The sequence below is a fragment of the Microbacterium sp. Leaf161 genome (assembly GCF_001423645.1).
Lineage (GTDB): Bacteria > Actinomycetota > Actinomycetes > Actinomycetales > Microbacteriaceae > Microbacterium > Microbacterium forte.
Genome location: NZ_LMOW01000001.1, coordinates 564,795 through 590,379, shown reverse-complemented (window position 1 = coordinate 590,379; position 25,585 = coordinate 564,795). Strand labels below are relative to the sequence as shown.

Sequence of the window (25,585 nt, the reverse complement as noted above, 5' to 3'; positions counted from 1 at the left end):
TAATGTAGCCATCATAGACCACCTCGAACGGGACGACCATGAAGCTCGCACCGCACCTGCATCGACTCGGAAACGACGTCGTCGCCTCCTATCTGGTCGACCTGCCCGAGGGGATCACTCTCGTCGACGCGGGGCTGCCCGGTCACTGGAACGACCTGCAGCGAAAGCTGGCCGAGCTCGGTCGCCCGCTCTCCGACATCCGCGGTCTGGTGCTCACCCACGGCGACGGAGACCACATCGGCTTCGCCGAGCGATTGCGCAGTGAGGCGGGCGTGCCCGTCTTCATCCACAGCGCCGATGCGCATCGGGTGCGCACGGGTGAGAAGCCGAAGACCCCGATGGGGCCCGCGCGCATCGGTCCGACGCTCGGGTTCTTCGCCTACGGCGTGCGCAAGAACGCGCTGCGCACACGGCACGTGTCCGAGGTCGTGACCGTCGCCGACGGCCAGGTGCTCGACCTCCCCGGATCCCCGGTCGTCATCGGCATGCCTGGTCACTCGCCCGGCAGCATCGCCGTGCACATCCCCGAAGCGGACGCGGTTTTCGTCGGCGATGCGCTGACCACACGCCACGTTCTGACGGGGCGCGTGGGTCCGCAACCCGCGCCGTTCACGGACGAGCCGGATGAGGCCGACGCATCTCTCGACCGGCTGGCCGCCGTATCGGCATCCTGGGTGCTTCCCGGACACGGAGCACCGTGGCGGGGGTCACCCGCCGACATCGCGGCGGCCGTGCGCACTGCGGGCTAGCGCTCCGTCAGCACCATCTCCGTGTCGCTGACCGTGATCTGCGGCGGGTACAGTCCCATGATCCGGACCGCAGCGGCGTGGTTCTCGGCCGTCGAGCCGGCGCAGGCGTCTGCGGCGATCGTGACGTGCGCCCCGGCATCCGCTGCGGCGAGGGCGGTCGAGATCACGCAGCAGTCTGTCGACACTCCCGCCAGCACGACGTGCGCGCCCCGGCCGACGATCTCTTCGATCGCGGAGCCCCACTTGCCGAACGTCGGCAGATCGAGGGTCGGGTGCGGCGACAGGCCGATCGCGTCGGGAACCAGGTCGAACAGCGGATCGTCGGAGGGCTGGTCTGCGAACGGCCAGGCGGCGAAGTACGCGCCCCACGAGGTCGAGCGGTCGGCGGTCGGCATCCAGCGCGTCACGATCACGCGGTCGCCGAAGGCGCCGGCGAGCTCACGGATGCGGGGCATCACGTCACCGAAGAACGGTGACCCCCAGGCCGAGTCGGGTGAGGCGAAGATCGCCTGCGGATCGATCACGACGAGCCAGGACTCCCTGCTCACGCAGCTGCCTCCTGCGCGCGGATCCGTCCGGCGCGCGCGAACCAGGTGAAGACGAACGACAGCACCAGTGCGAAGAACACCCCGAGGTTCGCGTAAGCCCAGTCGCCGTCGACTCCGCCGACCAGCCCGAGCAGATAGCCCTGCCAGTTGTTCCATGGGGCCGCATCCGCGAAGCCGTTGAGCACGAAGCCCCAGCCGATGACGCTGGCGACGACCATGGTGCCGATCGAGATCCCGTCCCAGGCACCGTAGCGTCCGCGGCTGTCGAACAGGGCCTCGTCGTCGTAGTCGTTCTTGCGTCGGAGGATGTCGGCGATCAGGATGCCGGCCCAGGATGCCAGCGGCACGCCGAGCGTGATGAGGAAGCTCTGGAACGGGCCGAGGAAGTCGGTGGCGAAGAACACCACGTAGATCGTGCCGAGGGTGAGGATCACGCCGTCGATCGCCGCGGCGGACGGGCGCGGGATGCGGATGCCGAGGCTCAGCAGCGTGAGGCCCGAGGAGTAGATGCCCAGCACGGCGCCCGAGACGAGCGCGAGCACGGCGGTGAGCAGGAAAGGCACGAGCACCCAGAGGGGCAGAAGCGTGGCGAGAGCGCCGATCGGGTCGGAGGCGATCGCGGCGCTGAGGTCGTCGTCGGATCCCGCGAGCAGCAGACCGAAGACGACGAGGATCACGGGCGCGACCGAGCCGCCGATCGTGTTCCAGGCGACGATCGCCCCATCGGATGCCGTGCGCTTCTGATAGCGCGACCAGTCGGCGGCGATGTTGATCCAGCCGAGCCCGAAGCCGGTCATGACCATCACGAGTGCGCCGATGACCTGGCCGAGGCCACCATCAGGGCGGGCCATGACGGCGGCGAGGTCGATGCTGGGCGCGGCGAGGACGATGTAGAGGATCGTCACCGCGCCGGTGACCCAGGTGAGCACCGACTGCAGCTTCATGATCGTGTGATAGCCGAGCACGGAGGCCACGACGATCAGAGCGGCGACGATCACGGTGGCGGTGATCTTCAGCGCGATGCTGTCGCCGTCGCCGCCGAGCTGCGTGATGACGGTGGCTGTGGCGAGCACGGCCATGATCGCGAGGAAGGTCTCCCAGCCGATCGAGGTCAGCCACGAGACGATGCCGGGCACCTTCTGGCCCTGCACGCCGAACGCCGCCCGCGAGAGCACCATCGTGGGTGCCGATCCGCGCTTGCCCGCGATGGCGATCAGCCCGCACAGCAGGAACGACACCACGATGCCGATGATCGACACGATCGTCGCCTGCCAGAACGAGATTCCGAAGCCCAGCACGAACGATCCGTACGACATGCCGAACACCGACACGTTGGCCGCGAACCACGGCCAGAACAGGTCGCGAGGCTTCGCCGTGCGTTCGGATTCGGGGATGATCTCGATGCCCGCGCGCTCGATGAGAGCAGGCTTGATGTCCGTCATGCCATCATCCTGGCACTGTGCAGGGCCCGCGGGGGCGCCGGCGGCGATCAGCCGGCGAAGAAAGCCCCCGCGACGCGGGTGAGGTCGTGCAGATCCGAGACGCCGGCGAGCTCACGAGCCGAGTGCATCGACAGGATCGGGATGCCGACGTCGACGGTCCGGATGCCGAGACGCGTCGCGGTGATCGGGCCGATGGTCGATCCGCAGCGCACGTTGTTGTTCGACACGAACTCCTGCGTGACCACGTCGGCGCTGTCGCACCAGTCGCGCCAGGCGGCCGAGCCGATGGCATCCGTCGCGTACCGCTGGTTCGCGTTGATCTTGAGGATCGGACCGGAGCCGAGCACCGGCTGCACCACGGGGTCGTGCTTGTGCACGTAGTTGGGGTGCACCGAGTGGCCCACGTCACTCGACAGGCACCACGACGCCGAGAGGGCGCGGCGGCGCTCGGAGGCGTCGGCGCCGAGGGCGTCGTACACGCGTCCGAGGATGTCTTCGAGGAACGGGCCGGCCGCGCCGGAGCGGGAGTTGGAGCCGAGCTCCTCGTGGTCGAAGGCTGCCAGGATCGCGATCGGTCCGGATGCCGCAGTGTCGATCGTCTCGAGGGCGACCACGCCGGCGTGCACAGAGGCGAGGTCGTCGAGACGACCTGAGGCGAAGAACGCGCGGTCCTTGCCGAACACCGCTCCGCGTGCCGTGTCGGCGATCACGACGTCATAGCCGCGGATGTCGGATGCCGGGACTCCGGCCGTCTCGGCCAGCTCGGCGAGGATGTCCTCCTGCGTCGGGTCTCCGAGACCCCACACGGGCTGCGTCTGGAACTGCTTGTCGAGTGCGAGGCTCGTGTTCGCGTCGCGGTCGAGGTGGATCGCGAGCTGGGGGAGGCGCAGCAGCGCTCCCGTGTCGGCGAGCACCACGCGTCCGTCGGCGAGTGCGAGTCGGCCGGCGAGGCTCAGCTCGCGGTCGAGCCAGGAGGTCAGCAGCGGGCCTCCGTAGACCTCCACGGCTGCCTGCAGCCACCCCTTCGATCCGGTGGTCGGCTGCGGCTTGAGCTTGAACCCGGGGGAGTCGGTGTGAGCGCCGAGGATGTGTGCGGGCGTGGTGGCGGTGGCATCCGTCGGCACCGTCCACGCGATCGCCGCGCCGTCCCTCACGACGACGAAGCGCCCGCCGGGGGCCACCTCCCACGCCTGTTCCTCGTCGAGGCGCACGAACCCGGCATCCTCGAGTCGCCTGGCCACCTCGGCGGCGGCGTGATAGCTCGAGGGCGAGGCGGCGACGAAGTCGGCGAGATCCTCGGCGTGGGCGAGAGCGTCCGGGGTGACGGGCATGGGGGACCTTCCTGCAGGGGCGGTCCTTCGATCGTAATCGCCGTATGGACGACGGCCATCCGGTCGGGTGGAAGGGCGTGCCGTTCACCTCCCGGTCACCCGCGGCGGTTACTGTCGCTCTCGATAGCGCCTAGGGTTCCGGGGTTCGTCCCGTCTGGTCCGAGCGGCGCCACGGTGCTCCTCCGCAGGGGTGCCGTCATCTGACAGGACAAAAGCCCGGAGGACCCTGTTCGTCGCGCCCGCGGTGGACGGAAGGGTCTCTCGTGTCCGCACTCGCTTTCGCTCTCGTCATCGCCGCAGCGATCACCCACGCCGCGTGGAACATCGTCGCCCATGGTGTGAGCCGGGCAGGGATGCCGTTCCTGTGGTGGGGAGCCGTCGGTGGAACGGCCGTGTGGATCGGCGTCATCCCGTTCACCGGCGGGCTCGGCACCGACGACCTGCTGGCCTTTCTGCTGGGTGTCGGCGTGTCCGGTGTGCTCCACGTCGCCTACATGGCGGTGCTGCAGCGCGGATACCGCGAGGGCAATCTCTCCACCGTCTACGCGACGGCACGGGGCACCGGGCCGTTCCTTTCGGTGATCGTCGCCATTCTGCTGTTCGGTGAGCGGCCGTCCGTCATCGCTCTCGTCGGCGTCGCGGCGATCATCGTCGGTGTCGTCGCGATCGGTCTTGTCGATCGGGGGCGCGCCGAACGTCGGGGCCGCTCGCTCGATCTCGGGCTCGTGTTCGGGCTCCTCACCGGCGTCGCGATCGCGATCTACACGATCTGGGACGCGCATGCCGTGCGCACCTGGAACCTGTCGCCCGTCGCGTTCATGGTCGGGACGATGCTGCTCGAGATCCCGTTCTACTCCTTCGGCGTTCGCGGCCGATGGGCGGCCGTCCGCACCCTCGGACGCACGCAGTGGCGACGCATCGCGGCATTCAGCATCCTGTCGCCGCTGTCGTACATCCTTGTGCTCACCGCCATCCAGATCGCTCCCGTTGCCCTCGTCGCTCCGCTGCGCGAGGTCAGTGTCGTGCTCGTCAGCCTCTTCGGGGTGTTCGCGCTCAAGGAGAGCAGGCCGGGGTGGCGTCTGGCTGCGTCCGCGGTCGTCGCCGGCGGGATCGTGCTGCTCGCCCTGTAGCCGTGGCTGTGGCTGTGGCTGTGGCTGTGGCTGTGGGTGTGGTTGTGGTTGCAGCTGTTGTGCGGCTGGGCGTGCTGCTGCTGATGGTTGTATGGATGCTGTGTCAGTGGGATGGAGTCTTCGAGCGAGCGGCCTTTCGGATGCCTCCTGGATGGCCGAGCTCAGGGCCGTCGTGATGAGACCGGACCTCGAGCGTCTCGGTCGATATGACCCCGTGCGCGTGCGGCAGCGCTTCCTCGACGCGTTCGTTCCCGAGAACACCCGCCTGATCGTCGTCGACGGCGATGACGTCGGTCTGGTCGCGGTCAGGCACGAACCGGACGCGCTCTGGATCGAGCACTTCTATCTCGCGCCGGAATCGCAGGGCCGCGGGATCGGGGCAGCCGTGCTCGCCCACCTTCTCGCGGACACCGACGGGACGCGGCCTTTCCGGCTCAACGTGCTGCAGGCCAGCGCAGCACGTCGGCTGTATGAGCGCCACGGCTTCGTTCTGGAGAGCGAGGACGCTGTCGACGTCTTCATGAAAGCGGATCCCTCCCGCGCGTGACGGCGTCAGAGTCTCCTCTTTCACCCGCGTCTCCGCGTTCCTCCTCTTCTTCGCCCTCTTCTTCGCCCACTTCACCTTCACCTTCACCTTCACCTGCCCCTTCGTTCTCGGTGGTGCCCCGTTCCCTCGGTTCCTCGGTTCGTCGGTTCGTCGTTTCGTCGTTTCGTCGTTTCGTCGTTTCGTCGTTTCGTCGTTTCGTCGTTCCCTGTTCTCCTGTTCTCCTGTTCTCCTGTTCTCCTGTTCTCCTGTTCTCCTGTTCTCCTGTTCTCCTGTTCTCCTGTTCTCCTCTCTTCTCTTCTCCTCTCCTCTCTTCTCTTCTCCTCTCCTCTCCTCTCTTCTCTTCTCTTCTCTTCTCTTCTCTTCTCTTCTCTCCTGTTCTCCTGTTCTCCTGTTCTCCTGTTCTCCTCTCCTCTCTTCTCTTCTCTTCTCTTCTCTCCTCTCTCCTCTCTCCTCTCTCCTCTCTCTCCTCTCTCTTCGCTCTTCTCGTCGTTCTCCCTCTCCGTCGTTCTCCCTCTCCGTCCTTCGCCCTCCCGCGGCTGCCCGCCCCAGGGCGCAATTCTCGTGTGCTGTACCGGGAGATCGGAATATGGCTTTGAACTGGGGTAAATACAGACGATTCGGGGTGCTGGATGTCGGTGGTCGCGGGTTGACTGGGGAGTATGAACAGCACCGCGGAGCTTCTGGATCGGGTCATCGCCGACCTCGATTCGGTGCTGTCCGATGATGCGTTGGCGGGGTTGTCGGATGCGGAGCGGGTGGGCGTTCTGGTGGCGGCGGGGGCGGCGTTTAGGAGGGTGGAGGCGGTTATCGTCGAGACCGTCGCGACGGGCGAGATGGGTGGGTTCCCGCATGCCGCGGGCTGTCGGGGTGAGAACGAGTTGTTGCAGCGGACGGTACTGGTCGATGCGCGAGGTGCGACTCGTGTGGGGAAGGTCATCGATCGGGTCCGGCGGGATGTGAGTCTCGTGTCGGGGGAGCGGCTTCCCGCCCGGTGGCCGGAGCTGCGGACGGCGCTGCTGGATGGGGTGATCGGGGTGGACGGGTTCCTCGCCGCGACGGGCCCGATCGAGAAGGTCTGGGACCGGCTCAGCGTCGACCAGCGGTTGGCGGCGGATGTGGCGCTGGCGGGCTGCGCGCGTGGGCACGGCCTGAAGGTCGACCCGGATATCGACCCGTACGAGCCTGGTCCGTCGCCGACGACGGAGGATCTGAAAGCCCTCGCCGAGGATCTCGCATCGATGTTCGACCCTGACGGGGAAGAACCCAAAGACGAGGACGCTCGGCGGCGCCGGGGCGTCACGGTCGGCCGGTTGAAGGATGGTGTGCATGCGATCCGCGGGTATCTGACCCCGGAGGTCGCGGCCCAGTTCCAACTCATCATGGACGCGGTTCTCAACCCCAAAGGCGACGGCCCGCCCCAGCCCGGGGTGTTCTTCAGCCCCAGTAGCAGTACGGACTCGGATGCGGATGCGGATGCGGATGCGGGTGCGGGTGCGGGTGCAGGTACGGACTCGGATGCTGATGCTGATGCTGATGCTGATGCTGATGCCGGTGCTGATGCTGACGTGGAGGCCGATCCGGAGGACGCTGATCCGTTCAACTCCGATCCGCGGTGTGTGCTCGATGACCGCACCGCGGCGCAGAAACGTCACGATGCTCTCGCCGCAGCGCTCGGGATCGCTGCCCGGCACAAGGACATGCCCACCCTCGGCGGCGCATCGCCGGTCCTCGTCGTGACCGTCGACGCGACAGACCTCGCCCACCACGCCACGCGTGCCACCGATGCTGCGTTCGGAGGCGCTGGGTCTGGAGCGGGCGGCAATGGTGGGTGGGCGACGATCCCCGGGTCCGGTGCGCACGTCCCCGTCTCCGTCGCGGCGCAGGTCGCCTGCAGCGGGGCGATCCAGCGCGTGCTCATGGATGAGGGTCGGATCATCGGGATCGCGACGACGGATCGGGTGTTCACTGTGCATCAACGTCGGGCGATCATCGCCCGCGACAAGGAGTGCCTGATCCCCGGATGCCATGTGCCCGCCTCATGGTGTGAGATCCACCATGTCACCGAGCATGCCAGGGGCGGGCCGACGCATACCGATAACGGTGTGCCGTTGTGCTGGTGGCACCACCGCTCCCTCGGCACCTCGGGGTGGGAGATCCGCATGAACCACGGCCTCCCACAGGTGCGGGGACCGGCATGGTGGGATCCCGCACAGCGATGGCGCACCCCACGACTCAGCCTCCCCGCCGACCTGCCCTGGAAGCACCTCGCCCGAACGGGTTGACCCGCGACTTGGTCGCCGGTCGCCTCGCGCGCCCTGGGATCCCGATCACTCAGCGCGATCCGGCCGAATCCCGGCCTCGCCAGCCCCGCGTGAGCAGACGCCGGCCTCAGCAGGCCCCGCGTCAGCGGAAGTCGACCAGGCCGGCGTGCGCCGCCGTGACCAGGATCTGCACACGGTCGCGAACGTGCCACTTCGACATGATGCGGCCGAGGTGCGCTTTCACAGTTCCCTCCGACACGATCAGCGTGCGCGCGATCTCAGCGTTCGACATTCCCTGAGCGAGACGCTGCAGCACTTCTTGCTCACGATCAGTGAGCGCCTCGAGCGAGTCATCGCCGCCCACCGGCTCCGTATCGCGCACGTGTTTGATCAGCAGAGAGGCGATGCGCGGTGACAGAGAGCTCGCCCCGCTGTACACCTCACGCACGCCCTCGAGAATGCTCGCCGCGCTGGAGTCCTTGAGCAGATACCCCGACGCACCGGCACTGAGCATCGGAAGCACGGTGTCGCTGCCGTCGAGCGTCGTCACCGCAAGGATCTTGACCTCGGGCCAACGCTCGCTGATGACGGCGGTCGCCTCGATGCCGTTCATCTCCGGCATCTGCACGTCCATCATCACGACATCAGGGTGCTCGCGCTCGACCGCTTCGATGCCCTCCAACCCCGTCTCTGCCTCGGCGACGACGTTGATCTCGGGGTCTCGTGAAACGAAGTGCGAGAGTGCTGAACGCACCAGTGGGTCGTCATCGACGATCAGAACGCGGATTTCCGGCATGTGGGAAGCCTAACGGGGGTGGTTGTACGGTGTGCGGGCCTAGACCTTTGGCTAGTCAGGTCTAGCCCTGAGACAGATGTGCGAGTTGCAGATCACCGAGAAGATGTAGTTATCACTAAACAAAAGACCAACTCAGGAGGTGAATTGATATGACTTTTTGGCAGGGTGTCAGCAAGTTCTTTGGCTTTACTCGCTAATCTACCTGGCAAATAGGAGATACTGAAGCATGGCTTTAGGTCTGAGAAGCGATCTCGAATCCCACGTGACGCGTCTCGGCAAAGGTGAACGACTGGTCGCGATCGAGCGAATCTTCGTTCTCGTGATCATCGGAACGATCCTGGTGGTCGACCTCATCGGTCTCTTCTTCCCTTCGGACGTGAGTCCGTTCGCCGCCGTGATCGGTATCGCATCCACGGCCGTGATCGCCCTCTATCTCTGGTCGCCGCTCTACGCGACATGCGCCCTCGCGCTCGTGTTCGCACTGTCATTCCTCGCAGGTACCGAGGCTTACGTCTTGACGGCCGCCGCTTTTGCGGCCGGTCTGATCGTGCGGTTGGGGTGGAATGCCCTGATCCTCTCGTATGCCGGTCTGTTCCTCCTTGCGACTGCTCTCGTCGCCTGGCTGGACACGCAGGCCCCGATCAACATCGCCATCTATCTCGTCACCGCCGCGGTCTCCGGGGCGGTCGGTTTCGCACTGCGCTTGGCCTTCGCCCGAGGAAGCAGGCTCGAGAAGCAGCTGGCCGAGAAGGCAGAGCAGGAACGACAGGCCGTACTCGCTGAGCGACGTTGGATCGCCGGCGAGTTGCACGACAGCATCGCGCACCACCTCACCGTGGTGGCGCTGCACGTGCAGATGCTCGACGACGACCGCACCAGCAGTGAATCGCAGGAGGCGATCCGCATCGCCGCGCGCAAGGCGATGACAGATCTCCGCTTCGTGATCGACCTCGCCGACGACGGGCCCAGATCCGAGGGCATGCCCTCGGGCGATCTGGCAGCCTCCGTCGACGAAGCCCAGCAGGAATTCGAATCCGCGGGCCACTCCGTGATCGTCGACGGTGACCCCTCGGACGAGCGCATCCCCCGCGCGGCCGAGATCATCCTCGCGCGCATCCTGCGAGAGTCCGCCACCAACGTCCTCAAATATGCAGGCGAGGGCGAAGTCGCCATCCGATTCGACATCGACGACGACGCAGCGAAGCTGACGGTGAGCAGCCCCCTCTCGGCGACGCCGCGTCGCGAGCTCTCGTCGAGCCGCACGGGCGTCGGGCGTATGGCCGAACGCGTCCTCGGCGCCAGTGGTGAGTTCAGCGCCGGAGAAGCGGACGGACGCTGGGTCGTCTCAGCACTGCTGCCGATCGTCTGACCGAACCGGTATTCCGGCATCTCGGCGACGAAACAGGGCCCGAATCGTCAACCGGCATTCCGATACTCTGGGGGCAGATCCGCGGAAATCCGCGGATGTGGGCTCAAGGAGTAGACGAAAGTCCAGGGTAGATCTCGACTATAGACCGTGTTCCATGGTGTAGCCGAGAGCATACATTGGGCATACCCCAGAAATAGCGCATCCCCAGCGCTGTGATCGCGAGCGCGATCTCTGGAATCTGATCCCCAGCGCGCTCGCGATCGGCTTCTTCCTTCGAGGAATCGAAACCGACCTGCTGGCCCCTAGCCGCCCACTGCACGCATGTAGTGCCCGTCCGTCGAGATCCCGGACGCCGCGACGGTGAATCGCACCACCTCGCTGAGGTAGCGATCCTCGGATGCCTCGAAGATGCGCCCACTCGCATCGCGGGAGATGCGGCTGAGCCGAAGGATCGGCGTTCCCTGCGGCACCCGCAGCAGCGCGGCATCCTGGTCGTCGGCCGCCACCGCGTCGATCTGGTGCTCGAGACCGACGATCGGGTGTCCGACTGACCCCAGGTATTCGGTGATCGAGATCTCGTCGGTGTCGACGTCGAGCAGCCGGCGCCCGACGGCCTCGGTGTAGAAGAGGCGCTCGAGCATCGTCGGCCGACCGTCGAGCAGTCGGAGTCGCACGACGCCGACGATCGTGTCATCGGGCGAGACCCCGAGAAGCTCAGCCCGGTCGCCTGCCCGGCGAAGACTCAGCTCCTGCGTCTGGGCACCGGGGGTCACGCCGAGATCGCGAGCCCAGCGGGTGAACGGCACCGACACGTCGACGGCCTGGCTCGCCTTGCGGGAGACGACCCGTGCGGGGCGGCCTCTTCCGGTCTCGATCAGGCCCTCGCTGCGCAGTACAGCCAGGGCGTTCCGGATGGGACCACGAGACGTGTGCCAGCGTTCGGCGAGTTCCGACTCGGTGGGCACGTCGTCGCCGGGGCGCAGAGAGCCCGCCGCGATCTGCTCGCGCAGGTCGTCTGCGATCTGGGTGTATACAGCTTCGGCCACATAGGCATACTACTTGGCGGTGCAAAGGAGGGGTTCAGCATTCCTTCGACGTTCATTCGAGGAAATCCTGGGTGAACGGAGTGGGAACTCTTGCGAGTTAGGTATATATCTCGACCCTGGCCCTGTCAGAGTTGCTCGTGGATCACCCCCTCCCACTCCGAAAGGTCCTCATGAAGCTCCGCGCTCTCCCCGTACTCGCCGGTGCCGCGATCCTCGCGCTCGGCCTCGCCGCCTGTTCCGGCACCGCCGAGGCCACCGGCGCGTCCGGTGCCGACGCATCGTCGACCGCGAGCGGCTTCGCGGTCGACGAGAACACGCTCGTCTTCGGCGTCGTGCCCGACTCGGTCGACACCGAGACGAACTACCAGCCGCTGATGGACTACATCGCAGAGATCACCGGCAAGTCGGTCGAGTATCACGAGTCCACCGACTACGCCGCGCTCATCGAGGCCGCTGTCGCGGGCAAGGTCGACGTCGCCTCGTTCTCGGGATTCACCTACGTCACCGCCACCAACAACGGCGCGAAGCTCACCCCGATCTCGTCGATCGTCACGGCGGAGGGCCAGGAGCCCGGGTACTTCTCGCAGGCGATCGTGCCCGCTGACAGCGACATCTCGAGCATCGAGGACTTCGCGGGCAAGAAGGTCTGCTTCGTCGATCCGTCTTCGACGTCCGGATACCTGTTCCCCTCGTACAACCTGATCGAGGCGGGCATCGACCCGAAGACCGACATCACCCCGGTCTTCGCGGGCAAGCACGACGTGAGCGTGCAGAAGGTCGGCGAGGGCGTCGAGTGTGAGGTCGGCTTCGCCGAGGACTCCGAGGTCGAGAAGTCGGATGCCGTGAAGGTCGTCGACGAGACCATGGTGCCGGGCGCTCCGCTCGTCTACTCGTCGACTCTTCCTGACGACGTCGTCAAGGAACTCGTCGACGGTCTCTCCGAGATCACGATCGACGACATCATCGCCGCCGGCATCGACAGCGCCGACAGCGACTCCTTCCGCAGCGTCTTCTTCGCCACGAAGCCGGTCGATGATGCCTACTACGACCTCATCCGCGACATCTGCAAGGAGACCGAAGCGGAGCAGTGCCAGGGCTGACGTCCCACCCCGCTTCGCTCCCGTGCGTCGAGCACGGGAGCGAAGCAGGCGAGGCGGGACGCTGACGGTTGAATTCACCGCGTGTCGCCTCGCTTCGCTCGTTCGACGAACGAGCGTCGAGAAGGACGACGAGAACCCTCACGAACGAGGCATCTCGCTTCGCCCGATCGACCACTGAGCTTCCGAGAATCACGAGGAGAACTGACATGAACTCGGCATCCGATGCCCTGATCCGCCTGGACGGCGTGACGAAGACCTTCGGCTCGACGACGGCGCTGAAGGATGTGTCGCTGCGGGTCTCCCGCGGCGAGATCGTCGTGCTGCTCGGCCTTTCCGGCTCGGGCAAGTCGACGCTGCTCCGTCACCTCGACGGGCTCGAGGTCCCGACCTCGGGCGACATCGAGGTGCTCGGATCCCCGGTGCCGACGCTGAAGGGCAAGGCGCTCCGCCGCCTCCGCAGTCGGGTGGGGTTCATCTTCCAGCAGTTCGAGCTCGTGCCCTCGCTCACCGTGCTCGAGAACGTGCTGACCGGATCGCTGTCGGAGGTCCGCGGACCGCGACTCGGGCTCTGGGGCTATTCGAAGGCGGCAAAGCTGCGTGCCCTCGAGCACCTCGACCGCGTCGGACTCCTCGACCGTGCCTACCAGCGCAGCGACACCCTGTCGGGCGGCCAGCAGCAGCGCGTCGCCATCGCCCGCGCCCTGATGCAGAAACCCGACATCCTGCTCGCCGACGAGCCTGTCGCCTCGCTCGACCCCGAGTCGAGCGACCAGGTGATGGCGCTGATCCGCGAGATCGCCGCCGATGAGGGCCTCACCGTCGTCTGCAGCCTGCATCAGGTCGACCTCGCGATCTCGTGGGCCGACCGCATCGTGGGTCTCCGCCACGGAGAGATCGTGCTCGACACACCGACCGGCGACCTCACCAAGGCCGAGGTCATGGAGATCTACGGGCGCGTCGCCACGACCACGGCTGAGATCCGCGCCGTCCAGAACGAGCTCACCGAGATCACGGTCGACATCGCTGACATCGACACGGCCCGAGTCTCATGACCGTGCTCTCGGACGCGCCTTCGGCGCCCGCGGCCCCAGGACGCGCCACCGTCTCCCACCGTGCGCCCCGGCGCCCGATCTCGGCCGAGCGCATCGCCGCCGGGCTCACCCTGGTGGCGCTTCTGATGATCGGCATCCTTGCGGTGAACGAGGTCGGCATCTCGATCCCTGCGATGGTGCAGAGCTGGGGCAACGCCGAGAACTTCATGGCCCGCGTCGGCGGACTCTCGTTCCCCGAGCCCGCCGACCTCGCGTGGTTGATCGCCCTCACCGTGGGGCTCGTGCTCGTCGGCACGCTGCTCGCCGCCGTGCTCTCGGTGCCGATCGCCTACCTCGCAGCCTCGAACACGACCCCGGGCAACGGATGGCGGGCCGCGGCCCGATTCCTGGGAGTGCTCACCCGCGCGCTGCCGGACGTCGTGCTCGCCATGGCGTTCGTGCTCATGTTCTCGCTCGGCACCCTCCCGGGCATCCTCGCCATCGGCATCCACTCGATCGGCATGATCTCGAAGATGTTCGCCGACGCGATCGAGCAGATCGACGAGGGGCCCCGGCTCGCGATCCGCGCCGCCGGCGGATCGAAGATGCAGGAGTTCGCCTCGGGGATCGTTCCCCAGGTGTTGCCGAGCTGGGTCGCGACGGTGCTGCACCGCAACGACATCAACCTGCGCGGCAGCGTCGTGCTCGGCTACGTGGGTGTGGCGGGGCTCGGGCTCGAGATGTCGTATGCGTTCAAGTCGCTGAACTACGGCAAAGGCCTGGGCATCGCGCTGGTCATCTTCATCCTGTGCGTCGCGATGGAGATCGTGTCGAGCCTCGTGCGCGGGGCGATGCTCGGTCACCAGAGGCAGACCCGGTCGTGGATCGACCGCATCATCCACCCTCGACTACGCGGCTCCTCGAGCGGAAGCACGAGCGCACGCCCTGCATGGGCCGCAAGCCCTCAGACCGCGGTGCGGCGACCGTGGACGGCAGAGCGCGTGCGCAACACGAGCGGCATCATCGTCGCCGTGCTCGTCGTGATCGGCAGCGTCGTCGTCAGCCAGATCAACTGGCTCGACTTCTTCACCTTCTGGGCCAAGCTCCCCGAAGTCGCGGCGAAGTTCTGGCCGCCGTCCTTCGGCAGCTACGAGGCGTCGGCGATGATCGCCGCCATGCGGGACACGATCGCGATCGCACTCGCAGCGACCGTACTCACCCTGCTGCCTTCTCTGATCCTCGGCTCGCTCGCGGCCGGCAACGTCGCACCCGGCCCTGGCGCGCGCGGCGTCGCACGATTCCTGCTCGTCGGCATCCGCGGCATCCCCGAGCTGATCCTCGCGATCGTGCTCGTCGTGATCACCGGGCTCGGTGCGCAGGCGGGAGTCATCGCGCTCGCCATCGGCGGCATCGGACTGCTCGGCAAACTGATCGCCGACTCTCTCGAGGAGGTCGACCGAGGCCCCGAGCGTGCGCTTCGCGCGGTCGGCGCCACTCGTCTGCAGACCTACACCTCGGCGACAGTGCCGCAGGGGATGCAGGCGCTCATCGGGCACAGCTTCTACATGCTCGACACGAACATCCGCGCGGCGACGATCCTCGGCATCGTCGGCGGCGGCGGAGTCGGCTACTACCTGCTCAACGCCAGCCAGGGCTCGCGCTACGAGACGGTCACCGCGATCGTGCTGATGATCCTCGTCACCGTGCTCGTCGTCGAAGGACTCGCGATGTGGATGCGGAAGGTGTTCCGATGAACGGCACGCAGCACAGCGGCTCGCAGCACAGCGCGGATCTGGTCGTCGTGGGTTCGGGGATCATCGGCCTCGGCGCGGCCTACGCCGCTGTTCGGCGGGGCCTCACGGTGATCGTCATCGACAGGGCGGATGCCCCCGTCGGGGCGACGATCCGCAACTTCGGCCATCTCTGCATCGGCGCGCAGACCGGCGAGGCTCGCCGCTATGCTGACCTCTCTCGCGACCTGTGGCTGCGCCTCGCCCACGACGCGGACTTCTGGCTGCGCGAATCCGGCACGCTGGTCGCCGCCCGTCACGCAGACGAGATCGCGGTGCTCGAGCAGGCGGCGGCCGACGGCGGCATCCGGATGCTGGAGACAGACGAGCTGCTGCGTCTTGCCCCGCTCCGTGCGGAAGCTCTCGTCGGCGGCGCGCACATCGAGACCGACCTGCAGACCGACCCGCGCACCGCGGCGGCCGCGATCGTGCGACACCTCGCCGTGCAGGGAGTCGACTTCCGCTTCCGCACAGCGGTGACCTCGGTCGCCGGGCGACGCGTCGAGACGACGAGAGGCGGCATCAGGGCCGGCGCGGTGGTCGTCGCGGTCAATCACGACGTCGACCAGCTGCTGCCCGAGGTGGCCGAGCGCGCCGGCGTCGAGCGGTGCGTGCTCGACATGATGCGAGCGGCGGTGACTCTGCGGCATCCGCTCGCCGCCCCGCTGCTGACCGGATGGTCGCTCGTGCGGTACGGACGCTTCGCCGAGGGGGCGGCAGCCGGTGCGCTCCGTGAGCGCCTGCACGCCGAGCGCCCCGACCTCGCGGCCCTCGACCTCAACCAGATGTACACGCAGCTGCCGGACGGCACGCTCATCATCGGCGACTCGCACGTCACGTCGAGCGCACCCGAGCCGTTCCAGCCGGAGGCGGCGTTCGCCGCGTTCCTCGCCGAGGCCGAGGCACTGTTCGACATGCCGACACCTCGGGTGCTCGAGCGCTGGCAGGGAGTCTATGCCAAGGCGCAGCACGAATTCCTCGTCGACAGGGTCGAAGAGGGGGTGCTGGTGCTCGCCGCGACCACCGGCATCGGAATGACCACGGGTCTGGGGCTCGCCGAAGAGAATCTCACCGCCGCCTTCGGGTGGGCACCCGCAATGGAAGGAACCTCATGATCACTCAGCTCTCCGCGTCTCCGGCACTCGAACTCGTCGTGCTCGACATGGCAGGCACGACCGTGCTCGACGACGGCGTCGTCGAGACCGCGTTCCAGCGCGCCGCCGAGCGCACCGGAGTCGCAGATCGGATGCCGTGGGACGATGCCCTGGCCCATGTGCGCGCGACCATGGGCCAGTCCAAGATCGACGTCTTCACGCATCTCGCGGGTGGCGACCGGGCGGCAGCCGAACGGGCGACGGCGGCGTTCGAGGGTGCCTATGCCGAGATCGTGGCCGAGCAGGGGGTCGCCGAGATCCCCGGGGCGGCGGATGCGATCCAGAGCCTGAAGGATGCGGGTCTGACCGTCGTGCTCACGACCGGGTTCGCGCCGGTGACCCGCGACGCGCTGATCGACGGTCTCGGATGGAACGGCCTCGTCGACCTGGCGCTCTCGCCTGTCGATGCCGGACGGGGCCGCCCTGCGCCCGACCTCGTGCTGACGGCGCTGATCCGCACCCAGTCCTCGTCGGTCGCGTCGGTCGCGGTCGCGGGAGACACCGTCAGCGATGTGGAATCAGGACGCCGCGCCGGTGCCGGCTTCGTGGCCGGGGTGCTCACGGGCGCCCACGACTCGACTGCCCTCGAACTCGCCGGTGCCGACGCCGTGCTCGCAGATGTCACGCATCTTCACAGCGCGCTGGCCGAGCGCGGGCTGCTTCCGCTCGTGCCCACCGCCTGAGTGGCCCTCATGGGAACTCTGCTGGTCCGACCCCCCGGCCATCGCCGCGACGTCGCTCTGCGCCCCGCTGCCACAGCGATGGTGTGGATCGGCGAAGGCCACCCGCACGAGACCATCGCGGTGCCCGGTGTCGCTCTCGGCGAGAACGACGTGCTGGTCGCGGTCGAGATGTCGACCATCTGCGGGTCCGACGTGCACACCGTGCAGGGGCGGCGATCGGCTCCGGTGCCCCTGGTGCTCGGCCATGAGAGCGTCGGACGCGTGATCGCCATGGGCGATGCCGGGGCTGTCGCGGTCGACGGCACCCCGGTGCGCATCGGCGATCGGGTGGTCTGGTCGGTCACGATCTCGTGCGGCACCTGCGACCGGTGCACGCGGGGCCTGCCGCAGAAGTGCCGCACGCTGGGCAAATACGGCCATGATCGCATCGGCGTGCACGGCGATCTCAGCGGAGCCTTCGGCACGCACGTCCAGGTGCGAGCGGGCACCGCGATCGTGCGGGTGCCCGAGTCGCTGCCGGCCTCGGTGCTCGCGCCGGCATCGTGCGCGACCGCGACTGCCTGGGCCGCCGTGGCCAGGGCAGCGCGCGACCATGACCTCGAGGGCGCGGCCGTGCGCATCCACGGAGCCGGACTCGTCGGGCTCTCGGCTGCCGCGATCGCCGTGGAGCACGGCGCGACGGTCGAGGTGCTCGACCCCGCACCCGCACGGATCGCGCTCGCCGCAGGGTTCGGTGCCAGCCGGATCGATCGTGACCCGGACATCGTGATCGAGGCCTCGGGGCATGCGGTGTCAGACGCGGTCGCCGGCGTGGGCACCGGGGGCACGGTCGTGCTCGTCGGAAGCGTCTTCCCTGCCGAGCCCGTGCCGCTCGACGCCGAGAGCATCGTGCGTCGACTGGTGACCGTCACCGGAGTGCACAACTACACCGGAGCCGAGCTGGCCGAGGCCGTCGGATTCCTCGCTGGACGAGGACGCGCCTACCCTTTCGCGGATGCGGTCGGCGAGGTGCGGCAGCTCGCCGCTATCGACGAGGCGATAGCCGCGGCATCCGCTCCCGGTGCGCCGCTGCGCATCGGACTCGTGCCTGGGCGGTGACCCTCAGCGGATCCGGCGGAGAGTGCACGGCGGAGAGTGCACGGTGGAGAGCGCACGGCTCTCAGTCGGCCGGCCCGTTCAGCTCAGTCGATGCTGCGCCTGAGCGCCGAGGACCGGCAGGCCTTATGCCCTCGGCATGGAAGGCGAGCAGTCGAATCGCGGTGTCGACCGTCTCGTCGAGGACCTCGTGCGGATCGCCGGTGAGCGCCAGCATCCGATGGCCGACTCCGTCGTCGGTCGCCCACCCGATGAAGACGGTGCCGGGGTCGTGCCCGCCCTCAGGCTCCGGGCCCCCGACGCCCGTGGTGGAGATGCAGACGTCGGCGTCGAAGAGCCGTCGCGCGCTCTCGGCGAGTTGCTCGGCGCACTCGGCCGAGCACGGGTCGGTTCCCGGCGTGAGGCCGAGCAGGCTCTCTTTGACGTCGGTGAGATAGGCGACGATGCCGCCGGCGAACCAGTCGCCCGCGTTGTCGCCCGCGCCGATCGTGCTCGCCAGCCGCCCCGAGGTCAGAGACTCGACGACGCAGATGCGCAGTCCGCGCTCAGCGGCGACCTCGCTCAGGCGATCCAGCGACGACTGCTCCGCTGTCACTTCTCCTCAGCGGAGTCGGCGTGCGTCGGCGCGTCCGACTCGATGTTCGCCTCGTCGGAGTAGTCGGGCCGCGGCGGCTGCAGCGGCTGGTCGGAGTACTCGCCGCCGAGGCGTCCGCCGAACGGTCGGCCGTGATCGGCGAACTCGTCGCGTGCGTAGACGAGCTCCCACTCTCCGACAGTGAAGCGCGCGCCGGTGCGCAGTGTCTGGGACCGATCGCCCGGGTGTGTGGCGGTGGCTTCGGGGTTGCTGTTCATCTCGCCCTCGCCGTGCAGTTCGAGCACGTACTCATCGCGGTCGTCGTGCGTGATCGTCGCGTGCACGGGGTCGGCGCCCTCGAGGCGCAGCTCGTTGTCGGCGGCCGAGCCGATGCGCACCACGTCGACCTCGAGGGCGAACTCCGTGCGCTCGCCGTCGCGGGTCACCCGCAGGCGGGGGTTGCCTTCGCCGAACTCGGCGTGAGTGGTCGTGGGGGTGTAGCCCTCGTCGGAACGGTCGTCGATGTGTCGTGCGCTCATGGTGGGTCTCCTCGCGGTCCCTCACAGGATATGCGGGGGACGAATCCGAGCGCAGGGGGTTGACTTCGGCGGCGGTTTCATCGACGCAGTCGGGCTGGAGATTCCCATAAACTGCAAGGCGAAGACCCGGACACCTGAGGAGACGCGGCATGGGCAAGTTCATCTACGAGGGCAACGTGAAGACCGAGATCGAGGATCGCGCCCTCACTCATCTGCAGCTCGTGATGACCGCCAAGCTGCGCCGCGCGGAGCCCTTCCCCTTCAGCTGGCGTGAAGACGCCAGCGTCGGAGGCGGCCGAACGACCGTGTGGGTTCAGCCGGGCAGCTCGCTCGTCTTCAAGTACTTCGGCAGCCGGCAGCCGTCGGTCAACCGGGCCTGGATCGAAGCGCTCGCCTTCACGGCCAACGCTCCGAGCGGTCTCTATCTGGTTCCCGAGCCGCAGGAGGCTTCCGTCTCCACGGGCGACGACGAGCCGTCCGCTCCCGCGGCCTGAGCGCGTCGAGGGACCCGCTCCGCCTCCGCGCCCCGGCCCTGGATCGTGGTGCCGATTGTCAACCCCCTGCCGAGGGCGTCGAGAGGCCACGAGGCTCGGTTGACGCCCGACTCGCGCCACGGACGGTGGTCGCGAGTCGCGAGGAAGAGGAGACACCATGGCCGACAGCACGCCCGACCCCCGCAGCCAGCATCGCCAGGAGGAGTTCCCGGGGCAGCAGCAGGACCAGCCGGGGCTGACCGATCAGATGCGGCCGGTTCCCGACCACGGTGAGCAGTCGTACGTCGGTCACGCGCGGCTCGAGGGCCGTCGAGCCCTGATCACGGGTGGCGACTCCGGAATCGGTCGGGCCGTCGCCATCGCCTTCGCGCGGGAGGGCGCGGACGTGGCGATCGTGCACATGCCGGAGGAGCAGTCGGATGCCGACGACACGATCGAGCTCATCCGCGCCGAAGGCAGGCAGGGGCTCAGCCTCTCCGGGGATCTGCGGGACGAGGCCTTCGCGACGCAGGTGGTCTCCGAGACGAGGAGCGGCCTCGGCGGGCTGGACATCCTGGTGCTCAACGCCGCCTACCAGCACGACATCGACGGCTTCGAGAATCTCGAGACCGACAAGCTGCGTCGCGTGTTCGAGACGAACCTGTTCGGACTGCTGTACTCGGCCAGGGCCGCGTATCCGCATCTGGAGCCAGGGTCGAGCATCATCGTGACGGCGTCCGTGCAGGCGTTCGAGCCCTCGCCCAACCTCATCGACTACGCGATGACCAAGGCGGCGCAGGTCGCGTTCGTCAAGGCGCTCGCCGAGGAGGCGGGAGAACGAGGCATCCGCGTGAACGCGGTCGCCCCCGGACCCATCTGGACGCCGCTCATCCCGGCCACCGGATGGAGCGATGAGCGGGTGAAGACCTTCGGCTCCGACACGCCTCTGGGTCGGGCAGGACAGCCCGCCGAGCTCGCCGGCGCATACGTCTACCTCGCCTCGGCGGAGTCGTCGTACACCTCCGGAGCGGTGCTCGCCGTCACCGGCGGCAAGCACCTCTGATCGCACGAATTCGCCGCCACCGCCCTGCGCCGTAGGCTGGCGGGGTGAAGCAGTCCGCGTCGTCCCGCCCGCTCGTGGGCGTGGCACTCGTCGTCTGCTCCTGCCTGTCATTGCCGTTCGGAGCCGCAGTCGCGGCACAGCTGTTCCCGGTGCTCGGCCCGTGGGGCGTGACCTCTCTGCGCGTCGCGATCGCGGCGCTGCTGATGGTGGTCATCGTGCGCCCGCGGCCGGTGCGCTGGACGAGAGTGCAGTGGCTGGCTGCCGTGCTGTTCGGAGTCTCGCTGGCGGCGATGAACGGCTTCTTCTATGCGGCCATCGACCGCATCCCGCTCGGCCCCGCCGTCGCGATCGAGTTCCTCGGGCCTCTGGTGCTGGCGGCCGTGCTGACCCGACGCCTCGCCGACGCCGCCTGGGTGGGTGTCGCGCTGCTCGGCATGGTGCTGCTCGGCGTGGACGGACTGATCGGCGCCGATCCGCTCGACCCTCTCGGCGTCGTCTTCATCCTGATCGCGGCTGCTTTCTGGGCCATGTACATCCGCATGAGCGCCCGAGTCGGTGCGATCATCCCCGGCACGAGCGGGCTCGCGGTCGGACTCGTCGTGGCTGCGGTGCTGCTGATCCCGGTCGGGGTGCCGGCGGCCGTCACCGTCGCGGGCGACATGCAACTGCTGCTGCTCGCCGCGGTCACGGCCGTGCTGTCGTCGGTGATCCCCTACAGTTTCGAGCTCGCGGCGCTCCGTCGCCTGCCGCAGCGCGTGTTCGGAGTGCTGCTGAGCCTCGAACCCGCGTTCGCGACACTCGCCGGGTGGCTGATCCTCGGCCAGTCCGCCACTCCGCTGAGGATGCTCGCGATCGCCCTCGTCGTCGCAGCGAGCGTCGGCACGACGCTCGGCGTGCGGCGACAGCGCCGCCGCGCCGATGGCGCCGCACGAGACGACACCGGCGCGGACGATGAGGGCCGCGGCGACGAGACCGGGCCGTTCACGGCACCGATCCCGCTGCCGGAGTGAGTGTCGAACGTCAGACGCTGACCCCGGCCGGCACGGGCAGGGGATAGCGACGCCGCAGCAGCATGCGCTGCACCAGCGTCCAGACGACGGTGACCGTGAGGTAGAGCGCGGCCGCCAACGGCACGAACACGGCGAACACTGGTGTCAGATAGTGCAGAGCGCTCGTCACTCTCTGCATCGTCGGCGAGTTCAGCGGCGAATCATCGTCGACCGGCGCCGGCCGGAAGACCCGCCGCGTGATCTCGGCCACCGCGATCATCACGGCGATCAGGGCGCCGAACACCAGCAGCGTCTCGGGTGTCGCCGTGCCGCCGAAGACGGCCGAGACGAGGCTCGTTCCCAGCGGCGCACCGAACAGGTCGTGCGTGAGCAGGTCGTTGGCGTGCCCCGCGATGTCGGGGCGGATGAACAGCGTGTACAGGATGCCGACGACCGGTGCCTGCGCGAGAACAGGCAGCATGCCGGCGAACGGAGACGTGTTCTCGGAGCGATAGAGCTCGAGCATCTCCTTCTGCAGGCGTTCGGGATTCTTCTTGTGCCGGCGCTGCAGCTCGCGCAGCCGGGGCGCGAGGCGCGCCCTGGTCTGCTCGGCCTTGGCCTGCGAGACACCCACGGGAATCAGCAGGGCGCGGACGAGAAGCGTCACGAGCACCACGGCGAGGGCTGCGGCGGATGCTCCGGCGAGTGGCTCAAGCAGTGAGGAGAGCCCGGCGAGGGCGCCGTACGCCGCATCGAGCAGAAAGGTCAGGGGTGGGAAGGCGAAGATGTCCATGGAAGTCCGTTCGTGTGTCGGGAAGGGTCGGCGAAAGCCGCGCAGTCCCGTACGAGGACGGACTACGCGGGAACGGCGACTCCCGGCGCACGAGGGCGCGGGTGGCCGGCGGCATCAGGATCGCTCTGCGCGAGCAGCGTCGAGACGTCGATCGCCCGCAGCGGATGCGGAGCGGTGCTCGGCGAGGGCGGTGCCAGGCTCAGAGCGACGGCGATCGTGAGCGTCGTCAGGGCGATCAGCGCGATCGCGACCCCGAGGGCGGCGGCATCGGGCACCGCGATGATCCCGAGCGCGGCCGCGACGAAGCCGAGCATCTGCCCGAACCACTCGCTCATGTGCGCCTCTCTGATCCCTCCCGCCGAGATTATCACCGGCATCCGAGCAGGGGATCGGTCGTCCGTGCTCGCCTCGGAGCAGGAGAGCGGAGATAGCCTCGATGTATGACTGATCTGCGTGCGCTGCTCGGCATCGAACATCCCATCGTGCTCGGTCCGTTCGGCGGGCTCTCGTCCGTCGCGCTCGCCGCGGCCGTCAGCGAGGCGGGTGGACTCGGCGGCTACGGGCTGTACGGCTACGACGGCGACCGGATCCGTTCGACCGTCGCCTCGCTGCGGGAGGCGACCTCGCGCCCGTTCGCCGTGAACATCTGGCTGCCGACCGGCGATGAGGTCGAGCCGAACCCGCAGCACACCGTGTTCGCGCAGGCGCTGCAGCCGTTCTATGACGCGGTCGGTCTCGAGGTGCCGACGCGACCCGAGCGGTACGTGCCCCCGCTCGACGAGCAGCTCGACGCGATCTGGGAGTCGGCGCCGCCCGTGCTCAGCACCGTGTTCGGCATCCCCTCCGGCGACCTCATCGAGCAGGCGCATCGCCGAGGCATCCGCGTGGTGGCGACAGCGACGACGGTCGCCGAAGCCGCAGCCCTCGCCGACGCCGGGGTCGACGCCGTCATCGCGACCGGCTTCGAGGCCGGAGGCCATCGCGTGTCGTTCCTGCGACCGCCCGAGGAGTCGCTCGTCGGCACCTTCTCGCTCGTGCCGCAGGTCGTGGATGCCGTCGATGTGCCGGTGATCGCGGCCGGCGGCATCGCCGATCGGCGCGGTGTCGCGGCCGCTTTCGCGCTCGGTGCATCGGCCGTGCAGGTCGGCACGGCCTTCCTGGCGACAGTCGAGTCTGCCGCGAACCAGGCGCATCGTGACGCCATCCGCTCGACACCCGCCGACGGCACCGTTCTCACGCGGGCGATGAGCGGGCGCCTCGCCCGCGGAGTGCGCAACCGGGCGGTACGCGCGATCGAGGCGGGTGGAATCATCGCCCCGTTCCCGATGCAGAACTGGCTCACCGGAAAGTTCCGCGCCGCGGCGGGTGAGCAGAATCTGGGCGAGCTGCAGTCGCTCTGGATGGGTCAGGCAGCGCCGCTCGCCCGCTACTCCACTGCGGCGGAGGCCTTCGCCGAGCTGGTGGCGGGAGTGCCCGCGAACGCCTGAGCGTTGTACCTGGCTATCTATCTGGCTAGAATGGCGTTCATGTCCACCCACAACGTCCTCGAGGCGCGAAACGGTCTGTCGCGGTTGATCGCAGAATCCCAGGCAGGCAGCGACGTCGTGATCACGAAGCGGGGTACGCCGGTGGCTCGAATCGTCCCCATCGGTCCGGTCGATGTCGTGCGCAGTGGGAGACTGCTCGTCGAGTGGATACAGGAGAACCCGCTGCCTGAGCGCCTAGCTCGCGTGGCGACGGATCTCGATGCCCAGATCGACGAGAACCGAGACGCCTGGGAATGATCTACCTCGATTCCTGCATCCTGATCTACGCTCTCGAAGACCGCGGCCCGCGAGGAGACTCCGTGCGGCGCGCTCTGAGAGAAGTCGATGCACCCGTGGCGTCGAGCCCGCTCGCCTTGCAGGAGTGTCTCGTCGGACCCCTCCGTGAGCGCAACGTCGAGGTTCGGGATCGATATCTCGCCCTTTTCGATCGCATCGAGACCGTCGATCTCGACGCGGCCGTCTTCATGCGGGCAGCCGAGCTGCGCGCAGATTTCGGCTTGAAGACTCCCGATGCCGTGCACCTCGCCGCCGCTCAGTTGTCGTCCTGCACCGAACTCTGGACGAATGACAGACGACTCGTGGTGGCATCTCGGGGTCTCGCCGTCGATGTGATCGGTTAGCCGAGCCAGAGACGCCTGTCTCAGAGAATGACGGTCGAGCGGCCGTGCACGATCACGCGGTCCTCGGCATGCCACTGCACGGCGCGCGCGAGCACGAGGCGCTCGACGTCGGCACCACGGCGCTGCAGCTCGGCCGCCGACTCCGAGTGCGTGACGCGTGTGACGTCCTGCTCGATGATCGGCCCCTCGTCGAGGTCGGCCGTCGCATAGTGGGCGGTCGCCCCGATCAGCTTTACGCCGCGATCCTTCGCCCTGGCGTAGGGGTTGGCGCCGATGAAGGCGGGCAGGAACGAGTGGTGGATGTTGATGACGGGGGCACCGAGACCTGTGATGAAGTCATCGCTCAGGATCTGCATGTACCGGGCGAGGACGACGAGATCGACGTTGCCTCGGAGCATCTCGAGCTGGCGCTGCTCCATCGTCTGCTTGTCGCCCGAGGGGATGTGCACGAACGGCACTCCGAACGAGCGCACCGACTCGGCGAGGTCGGGGTGGTTCGAGACGACCATCGTCACGTCGATGTCGAGCTGTCCGCGCTGCGTACGCCACAGCAGCTCCATCAGGCAGTGGTCGTACTTCGACACGAAGATCGCGACGCGCTTGCGGCGGGCGGTGTCGTGCAGTGACCACTCCATGCCGAAGCGCTCGGCGATCGGGGCGAGATCGGCCTCGAGCGCGGTGCGCGCGGCCGAGAGGCCGGGGAGGTGGATCACGGTGCGCTGGAAGAACCGGCCGCCCTCGGAATCGGTGGAGTGCTGGTCGAGGGAGATGATGTTCGCGCCGTGGGCGGAGAGCACTCCGGCGACGGCGGCGACGATGCCGGGCTGATCGTCGCAGGCGATCAGCAGGCGGGCGGTGTCGGGCTGAGACATGGGGGCTCCTCGGGGGTGTGCATCGATTCTGCCGTGGATGCGA

The 25,585-nt window shown here is 68.0% G+C and carries 28 protein-coding genes; 17 read left to right on the top strand and 11 right to left on the bottom strand.

What is annotated here, in order from left to right:
* The first annotated feature begins 38 nt into the window (after nt 1-38).
* Nucleotides 39-749: an MBL fold metallo-hydrolase gene (locus ASF87_RS02930; RefSeq protein ID WP_056374022.1), complete on the top strand. Its 711-nt coding sequence runs from the start codon at nt 39-41 to the stop codon at nt 747-749.
* Here ASF87_RS02930 and ASF87_RS02925 read toward each other — a convergent pair.
* The 3 genes from ASF87_RS02925 to ASF87_RS02915 are packed head-to-tail and all read right to left on the bottom strand — an operon-like array spanning nt 746 to nt 4,070.
* On the bottom strand, nt 746-1,297 hold the full coding sequence (locus ASF87_RS02925) for a cysteine hydrolase family protein (protein ID WP_056374020.1): 552 nt from the start codon (nt 1,295-1,297) through the stop codon (nt 746-748). The genes ASF87_RS02930 and ASF87_RS02925 overlap by 4 nt on opposite strands.
* Nucleotides 1,294-2,739, bottom strand: coding sequence for a purine-cytosine permease family protein (locus ASF87_RS02920; RefSeq protein WP_056374018.1), 1,446 nt, complete (start codon nt 2,737-2,739; stop codon nt 1,294-1,296). The genes ASF87_RS02925 and ASF87_RS02920 overlap by 4 nt, the downstream gene beginning before the upstream one ends.
* A gap of 47 nt (nt 2,740-2,786) precedes the next feature.
* Nucleotides 2,787-4,070: a M18 family aminopeptidase gene (locus ASF87_RS02915; RefSeq protein ID WP_056374016.1), complete on the bottom strand. Its 1,284-nt coding sequence runs from the start codon at nt 4,068-4,070 to the stop codon at nt 2,787-2,789.
* A 263-nt stretch (nt 4,071-4,333) separates the two neighbouring features.
* Here ASF87_RS02915 and ASF87_RS02910 point away from each other — a divergent pair, with 263 nt between their 5' ends.
* Complete coding sequence (locus ASF87_RS02910) at nt 4,334-5,200, top strand: EamA family transporter (protein ID WP_056374014.1); 867 nt, start codon at nt 4,334-4,336, stop codon at nt 5,198-5,200.
* A gap of 151 nt (nt 5,201-5,351) precedes the next feature.
* Nucleotides 5,352-5,747 carry a GNAT family N-acetyltransferase gene (locus ASF87_RS02905; RefSeq protein WP_235558853.1) on the top strand — a complete coding sequence of 132 codons (396 nt, stop codon included), beginning with the start codon at nt 5,352-5,354 and terminating at the stop codon, nt 5,745-5,747.
* Here ASF87_RS02905 and ASF87_RS17635 read toward each other — a convergent pair.
* Nucleotides 5,719-6,417: a hypothetical protein gene (locus ASF87_RS17635; RefSeq protein ID WP_157549985.1), complete on the bottom strand. Its 699-nt coding sequence runs from the start codon at nt 6,415-6,417 to the stop codon at nt 5,719-5,721. The two genes, ASF87_RS02905 and ASF87_RS17635, sit on opposite strands and share 29 nt — an antisense overlap.
* Between ASF87_RS17635 and ASF87_RS17630 the strand changes: the two genes are divergently transcribed.
* Entirely contained in the window at nt 6,407-8,029 is a 1,623-nt protein-coding gene (locus ASF87_RS17630) for an HNH endonuclease signature motif containing protein (protein ID WP_056374012.1), read from the top strand. The genes ASF87_RS17635 and ASF87_RS17630 overlap by 11 nt on opposite strands.
* 121 nt (nt 8,030-8,150) lie before the next feature.
* On the opposite strand, the gene ASF87_RS02895 is transcribed toward ASF87_RS17630, so the two are convergent.
* The gene (locus tag ASF87_RS02895) at nt 8,151-8,804 is read right to left on the bottom strand and encodes a response regulator (RefSeq protein ID WP_235558852.1); all 654 of its coding nucleotides are present in this window, start codon (nt 8,802-8,804) and stop codon (nt 8,151-8,153) included.
* 262 nt (nt 8,805-9,066) lie between these two features.
* On the opposite strand from ASF87_RS02895, the gene ASF87_RS02890 reads away from it, so the two are divergent.
* Entirely contained in the window at nt 9,067-10,173 is a 1,107-nt protein-coding gene (locus ASF87_RS02890) for a sensor histidine kinase (RefSeq protein WP_235558851.1), read from the top strand.
* A gap of 302 nt (nt 10,174-10,475) precedes the next feature.
* On the opposite strand, the gene ASF87_RS02885 is transcribed toward ASF87_RS02890, so the two are convergent.
* Nucleotides 10,476-11,219: a GntR family transcriptional regulator gene (locus tag ASF87_RS02885; protein WP_056374008.1), complete on the bottom strand. Its 744-nt coding sequence runs from the start codon at nt 11,217-11,219 to the stop codon at nt 10,476-10,478.
* A 170-nt stretch (nt 11,220-11,389) separates the two neighbouring features.
* Here ASF87_RS02885 and ASF87_RS02880 point away from each other — a divergent pair, with 170 nt between their 5' ends.
* From ASF87_RS02880 to ASF87_RS02855, 6 genes are all read left to right on the top strand, one after another.
* Nucleotides 11,390-12,319, top strand: coding sequence for a phosphate/phosphite/phosphonate ABC transporter substrate-binding protein (locus ASF87_RS02880; protein WP_056374007.1), 930 nt, complete (start codon nt 11,390-11,392; stop codon nt 12,317-12,319).
* Nucleotides 12,320-12,525: 206 nt separating this feature from the next.
* Entirely contained in the window at nt 12,526-13,371 is an 846-nt protein-coding gene (gene phnC / locus ASF87_RS02875) for a phosphonate ABC transporter ATP-binding protein (RefSeq protein WP_056374005.1), read from the top strand.
* Nucleotides 13,368-15,104 carry a phosphonate ABC transporter, permease protein PhnE gene (gene phnE / locus ASF87_RS02870; RefSeq protein ID WP_056374003.1) on the top strand — a complete coding sequence of 579 codons (1,737 nt, stop codon included), beginning with the start codon at nt 13,368-13,370 and terminating at the stop codon, nt 15,102-15,104. The genes phnC and phnE overlap by 4 nt, the downstream gene beginning before the upstream one ends.
* Nucleotides 15,101-16,255 (top strand): TIGR03364 family FAD-dependent oxidoreductase, encoded by a 1,155-nt coding sequence (locus tag ASF87_RS02865; protein ID WP_056374001.1) that lies wholly within the window; start codon nt 15,101-15,103, stop codon nt 16,253-16,255. Before phnE ends, ASF87_RS02865 begins: the two co-directional genes overlap by 4 nt.
* A complete protein-coding gene (locus tag ASF87_RS02860; RefSeq protein WP_056373999.1) occupies nt 16,252-16,977 on the top strand; it encodes an HAD family hydrolase in 726 nt (241 codons plus the stop codon). Before ASF87_RS02865 ends, ASF87_RS02860 begins: the two co-directional genes overlap by 4 nt.
* Before the next feature lie 9 nt (nt 16,978-16,986).
* Entirely contained in the window at nt 16,987-18,075 is a 1,089-nt protein-coding gene (locus ASF87_RS02855; protein WP_056373997.1) for an alcohol dehydrogenase catalytic domain-containing protein, read from the top strand.
* 61 nt (nt 18,076-18,136) lie between these two features.
* Here the strand turns inward: ASF87_RS02855 and ASF87_RS02850 are convergent, their stop codons facing one another.
* Nucleotides 18,137-18,667 (bottom strand): CinA family protein, encoded by a 531-nt coding sequence (locus tag ASF87_RS02850; protein WP_056373995.1) that lies wholly within the window; start codon nt 18,665-18,667, stop codon nt 18,137-18,139.
* Nucleotides 18,664-19,185 (bottom strand): FHA domain-containing protein, encoded by a 522-nt coding sequence (locus ASF87_RS02845; protein WP_056373993.1) that lies wholly within the window; start codon nt 19,183-19,185, stop codon nt 18,664-18,666. Before ASF87_RS02845 ends, ASF87_RS02850 begins: the two co-directional genes overlap by 4 nt.
* Nucleotides 19,186-19,334: 149 nt before the next feature.
* On the opposite strand from ASF87_RS02845, the gene ASF87_RS02840 reads away from it, so the two are divergent.
* From ASF87_RS02840 to ASF87_RS02830, 3 genes are all read left to right on the top strand, one after another.
* Nucleotides 19,335-19,679 (top strand): DUF7882 family protein, encoded by a 345-nt coding sequence (locus ASF87_RS02840; protein ID WP_056373992.1) that lies wholly within the window; start codon nt 19,335-19,337, stop codon nt 19,677-19,679.
* A gap of 157 nt (nt 19,680-19,836) precedes the next feature.
* Entirely contained in the window at nt 19,837-20,721 is an 885-nt protein-coding gene (locus ASF87_RS02835) for an SDR family oxidoreductase (protein ID WP_056373989.1), read from the top strand.
* Nucleotides 20,722-20,765: 44 nt separating this feature from the next.
* Nucleotides 20,766-21,731 (top strand): EamA family transporter, encoded by a 966-nt coding sequence (locus tag ASF87_RS02830; protein ID WP_056373988.1) that lies wholly within the window; start codon nt 20,766-20,768, stop codon nt 21,729-21,731.
* Nucleotides 21,732-21,741: 10 nt separating this feature from the next.
* On the opposite strand, the gene ASF87_RS02825 is transcribed toward ASF87_RS02830, so the two are convergent.
* Nucleotides 21,742-22,503 (bottom strand): YidC/Oxa1 family membrane protein insertase, encoded by a 762-nt coding sequence (locus tag ASF87_RS02825; RefSeq protein WP_056373986.1) that lies wholly within the window; start codon nt 22,501-22,503, stop codon nt 21,742-21,744.
* Nucleotides 22,504-22,565: 62 nt separating this feature from the next.
* The gene (locus tag ASF87_RS02820; RefSeq protein ID WP_056373984.1) at nt 22,566-22,838 is read right to left on the bottom strand and encodes a DUF6412 domain-containing protein; all 273 of its coding nucleotides are present in this window, start codon (nt 22,836-22,838) and stop codon (nt 22,566-22,568) included.
* Nucleotides 22,839-22,943: 105 nt separating this feature from the next.
* Between ASF87_RS02820 and ASF87_RS02815 the strand changes: the two genes are divergently transcribed.
* From ASF87_RS02815 to ASF87_RS02805, 3 genes are read left to right on the top strand one after another with little or no spacing between them, the layout of a single operon-like run.
* A complete protein-coding gene (locus ASF87_RS02815) occupies nt 22,944-23,990 on the top strand; it encodes an NAD(P)H-dependent flavin oxidoreductase (RefSeq protein ID WP_056373982.1) in 1,047 nt (348 codons plus the stop codon).
* 39 nt (nt 23,991-24,029) lie between these two features.
* A complete protein-coding gene (locus ASF87_RS02810; protein WP_162238669.1) occupies nt 24,030-24,287 on the top strand; it encodes a type II toxin-antitoxin system Phd/YefM family antitoxin in 258 nt (85 codons plus the stop codon).
* On the top strand, nt 24,284-24,670 hold the full coding sequence (locus ASF87_RS02805; protein WP_056373978.1) for a type II toxin-antitoxin system VapC family toxin: 387 nt from the start codon (nt 24,284-24,286) through the stop codon (nt 24,668-24,670). The genes ASF87_RS02810 and ASF87_RS02805 overlap by 4 nt, the downstream gene beginning before the upstream one ends.
* Before the next feature lie 20 nt (nt 24,671-24,690).
* Here ASF87_RS02805 and purU read toward each other — a convergent pair whose 3' ends face one another.
* Complete coding sequence (purU, locus tag ASF87_RS02800; protein ID WP_056373976.1) at nt 24,691-25,542, bottom strand: formyltetrahydrofolate deformylase; 852 nt, start codon at nt 25,540-25,542, stop codon at nt 24,691-24,693.
* Between the last annotated feature and the right edge of the window lie 43 nt (nt 25,543-25,585).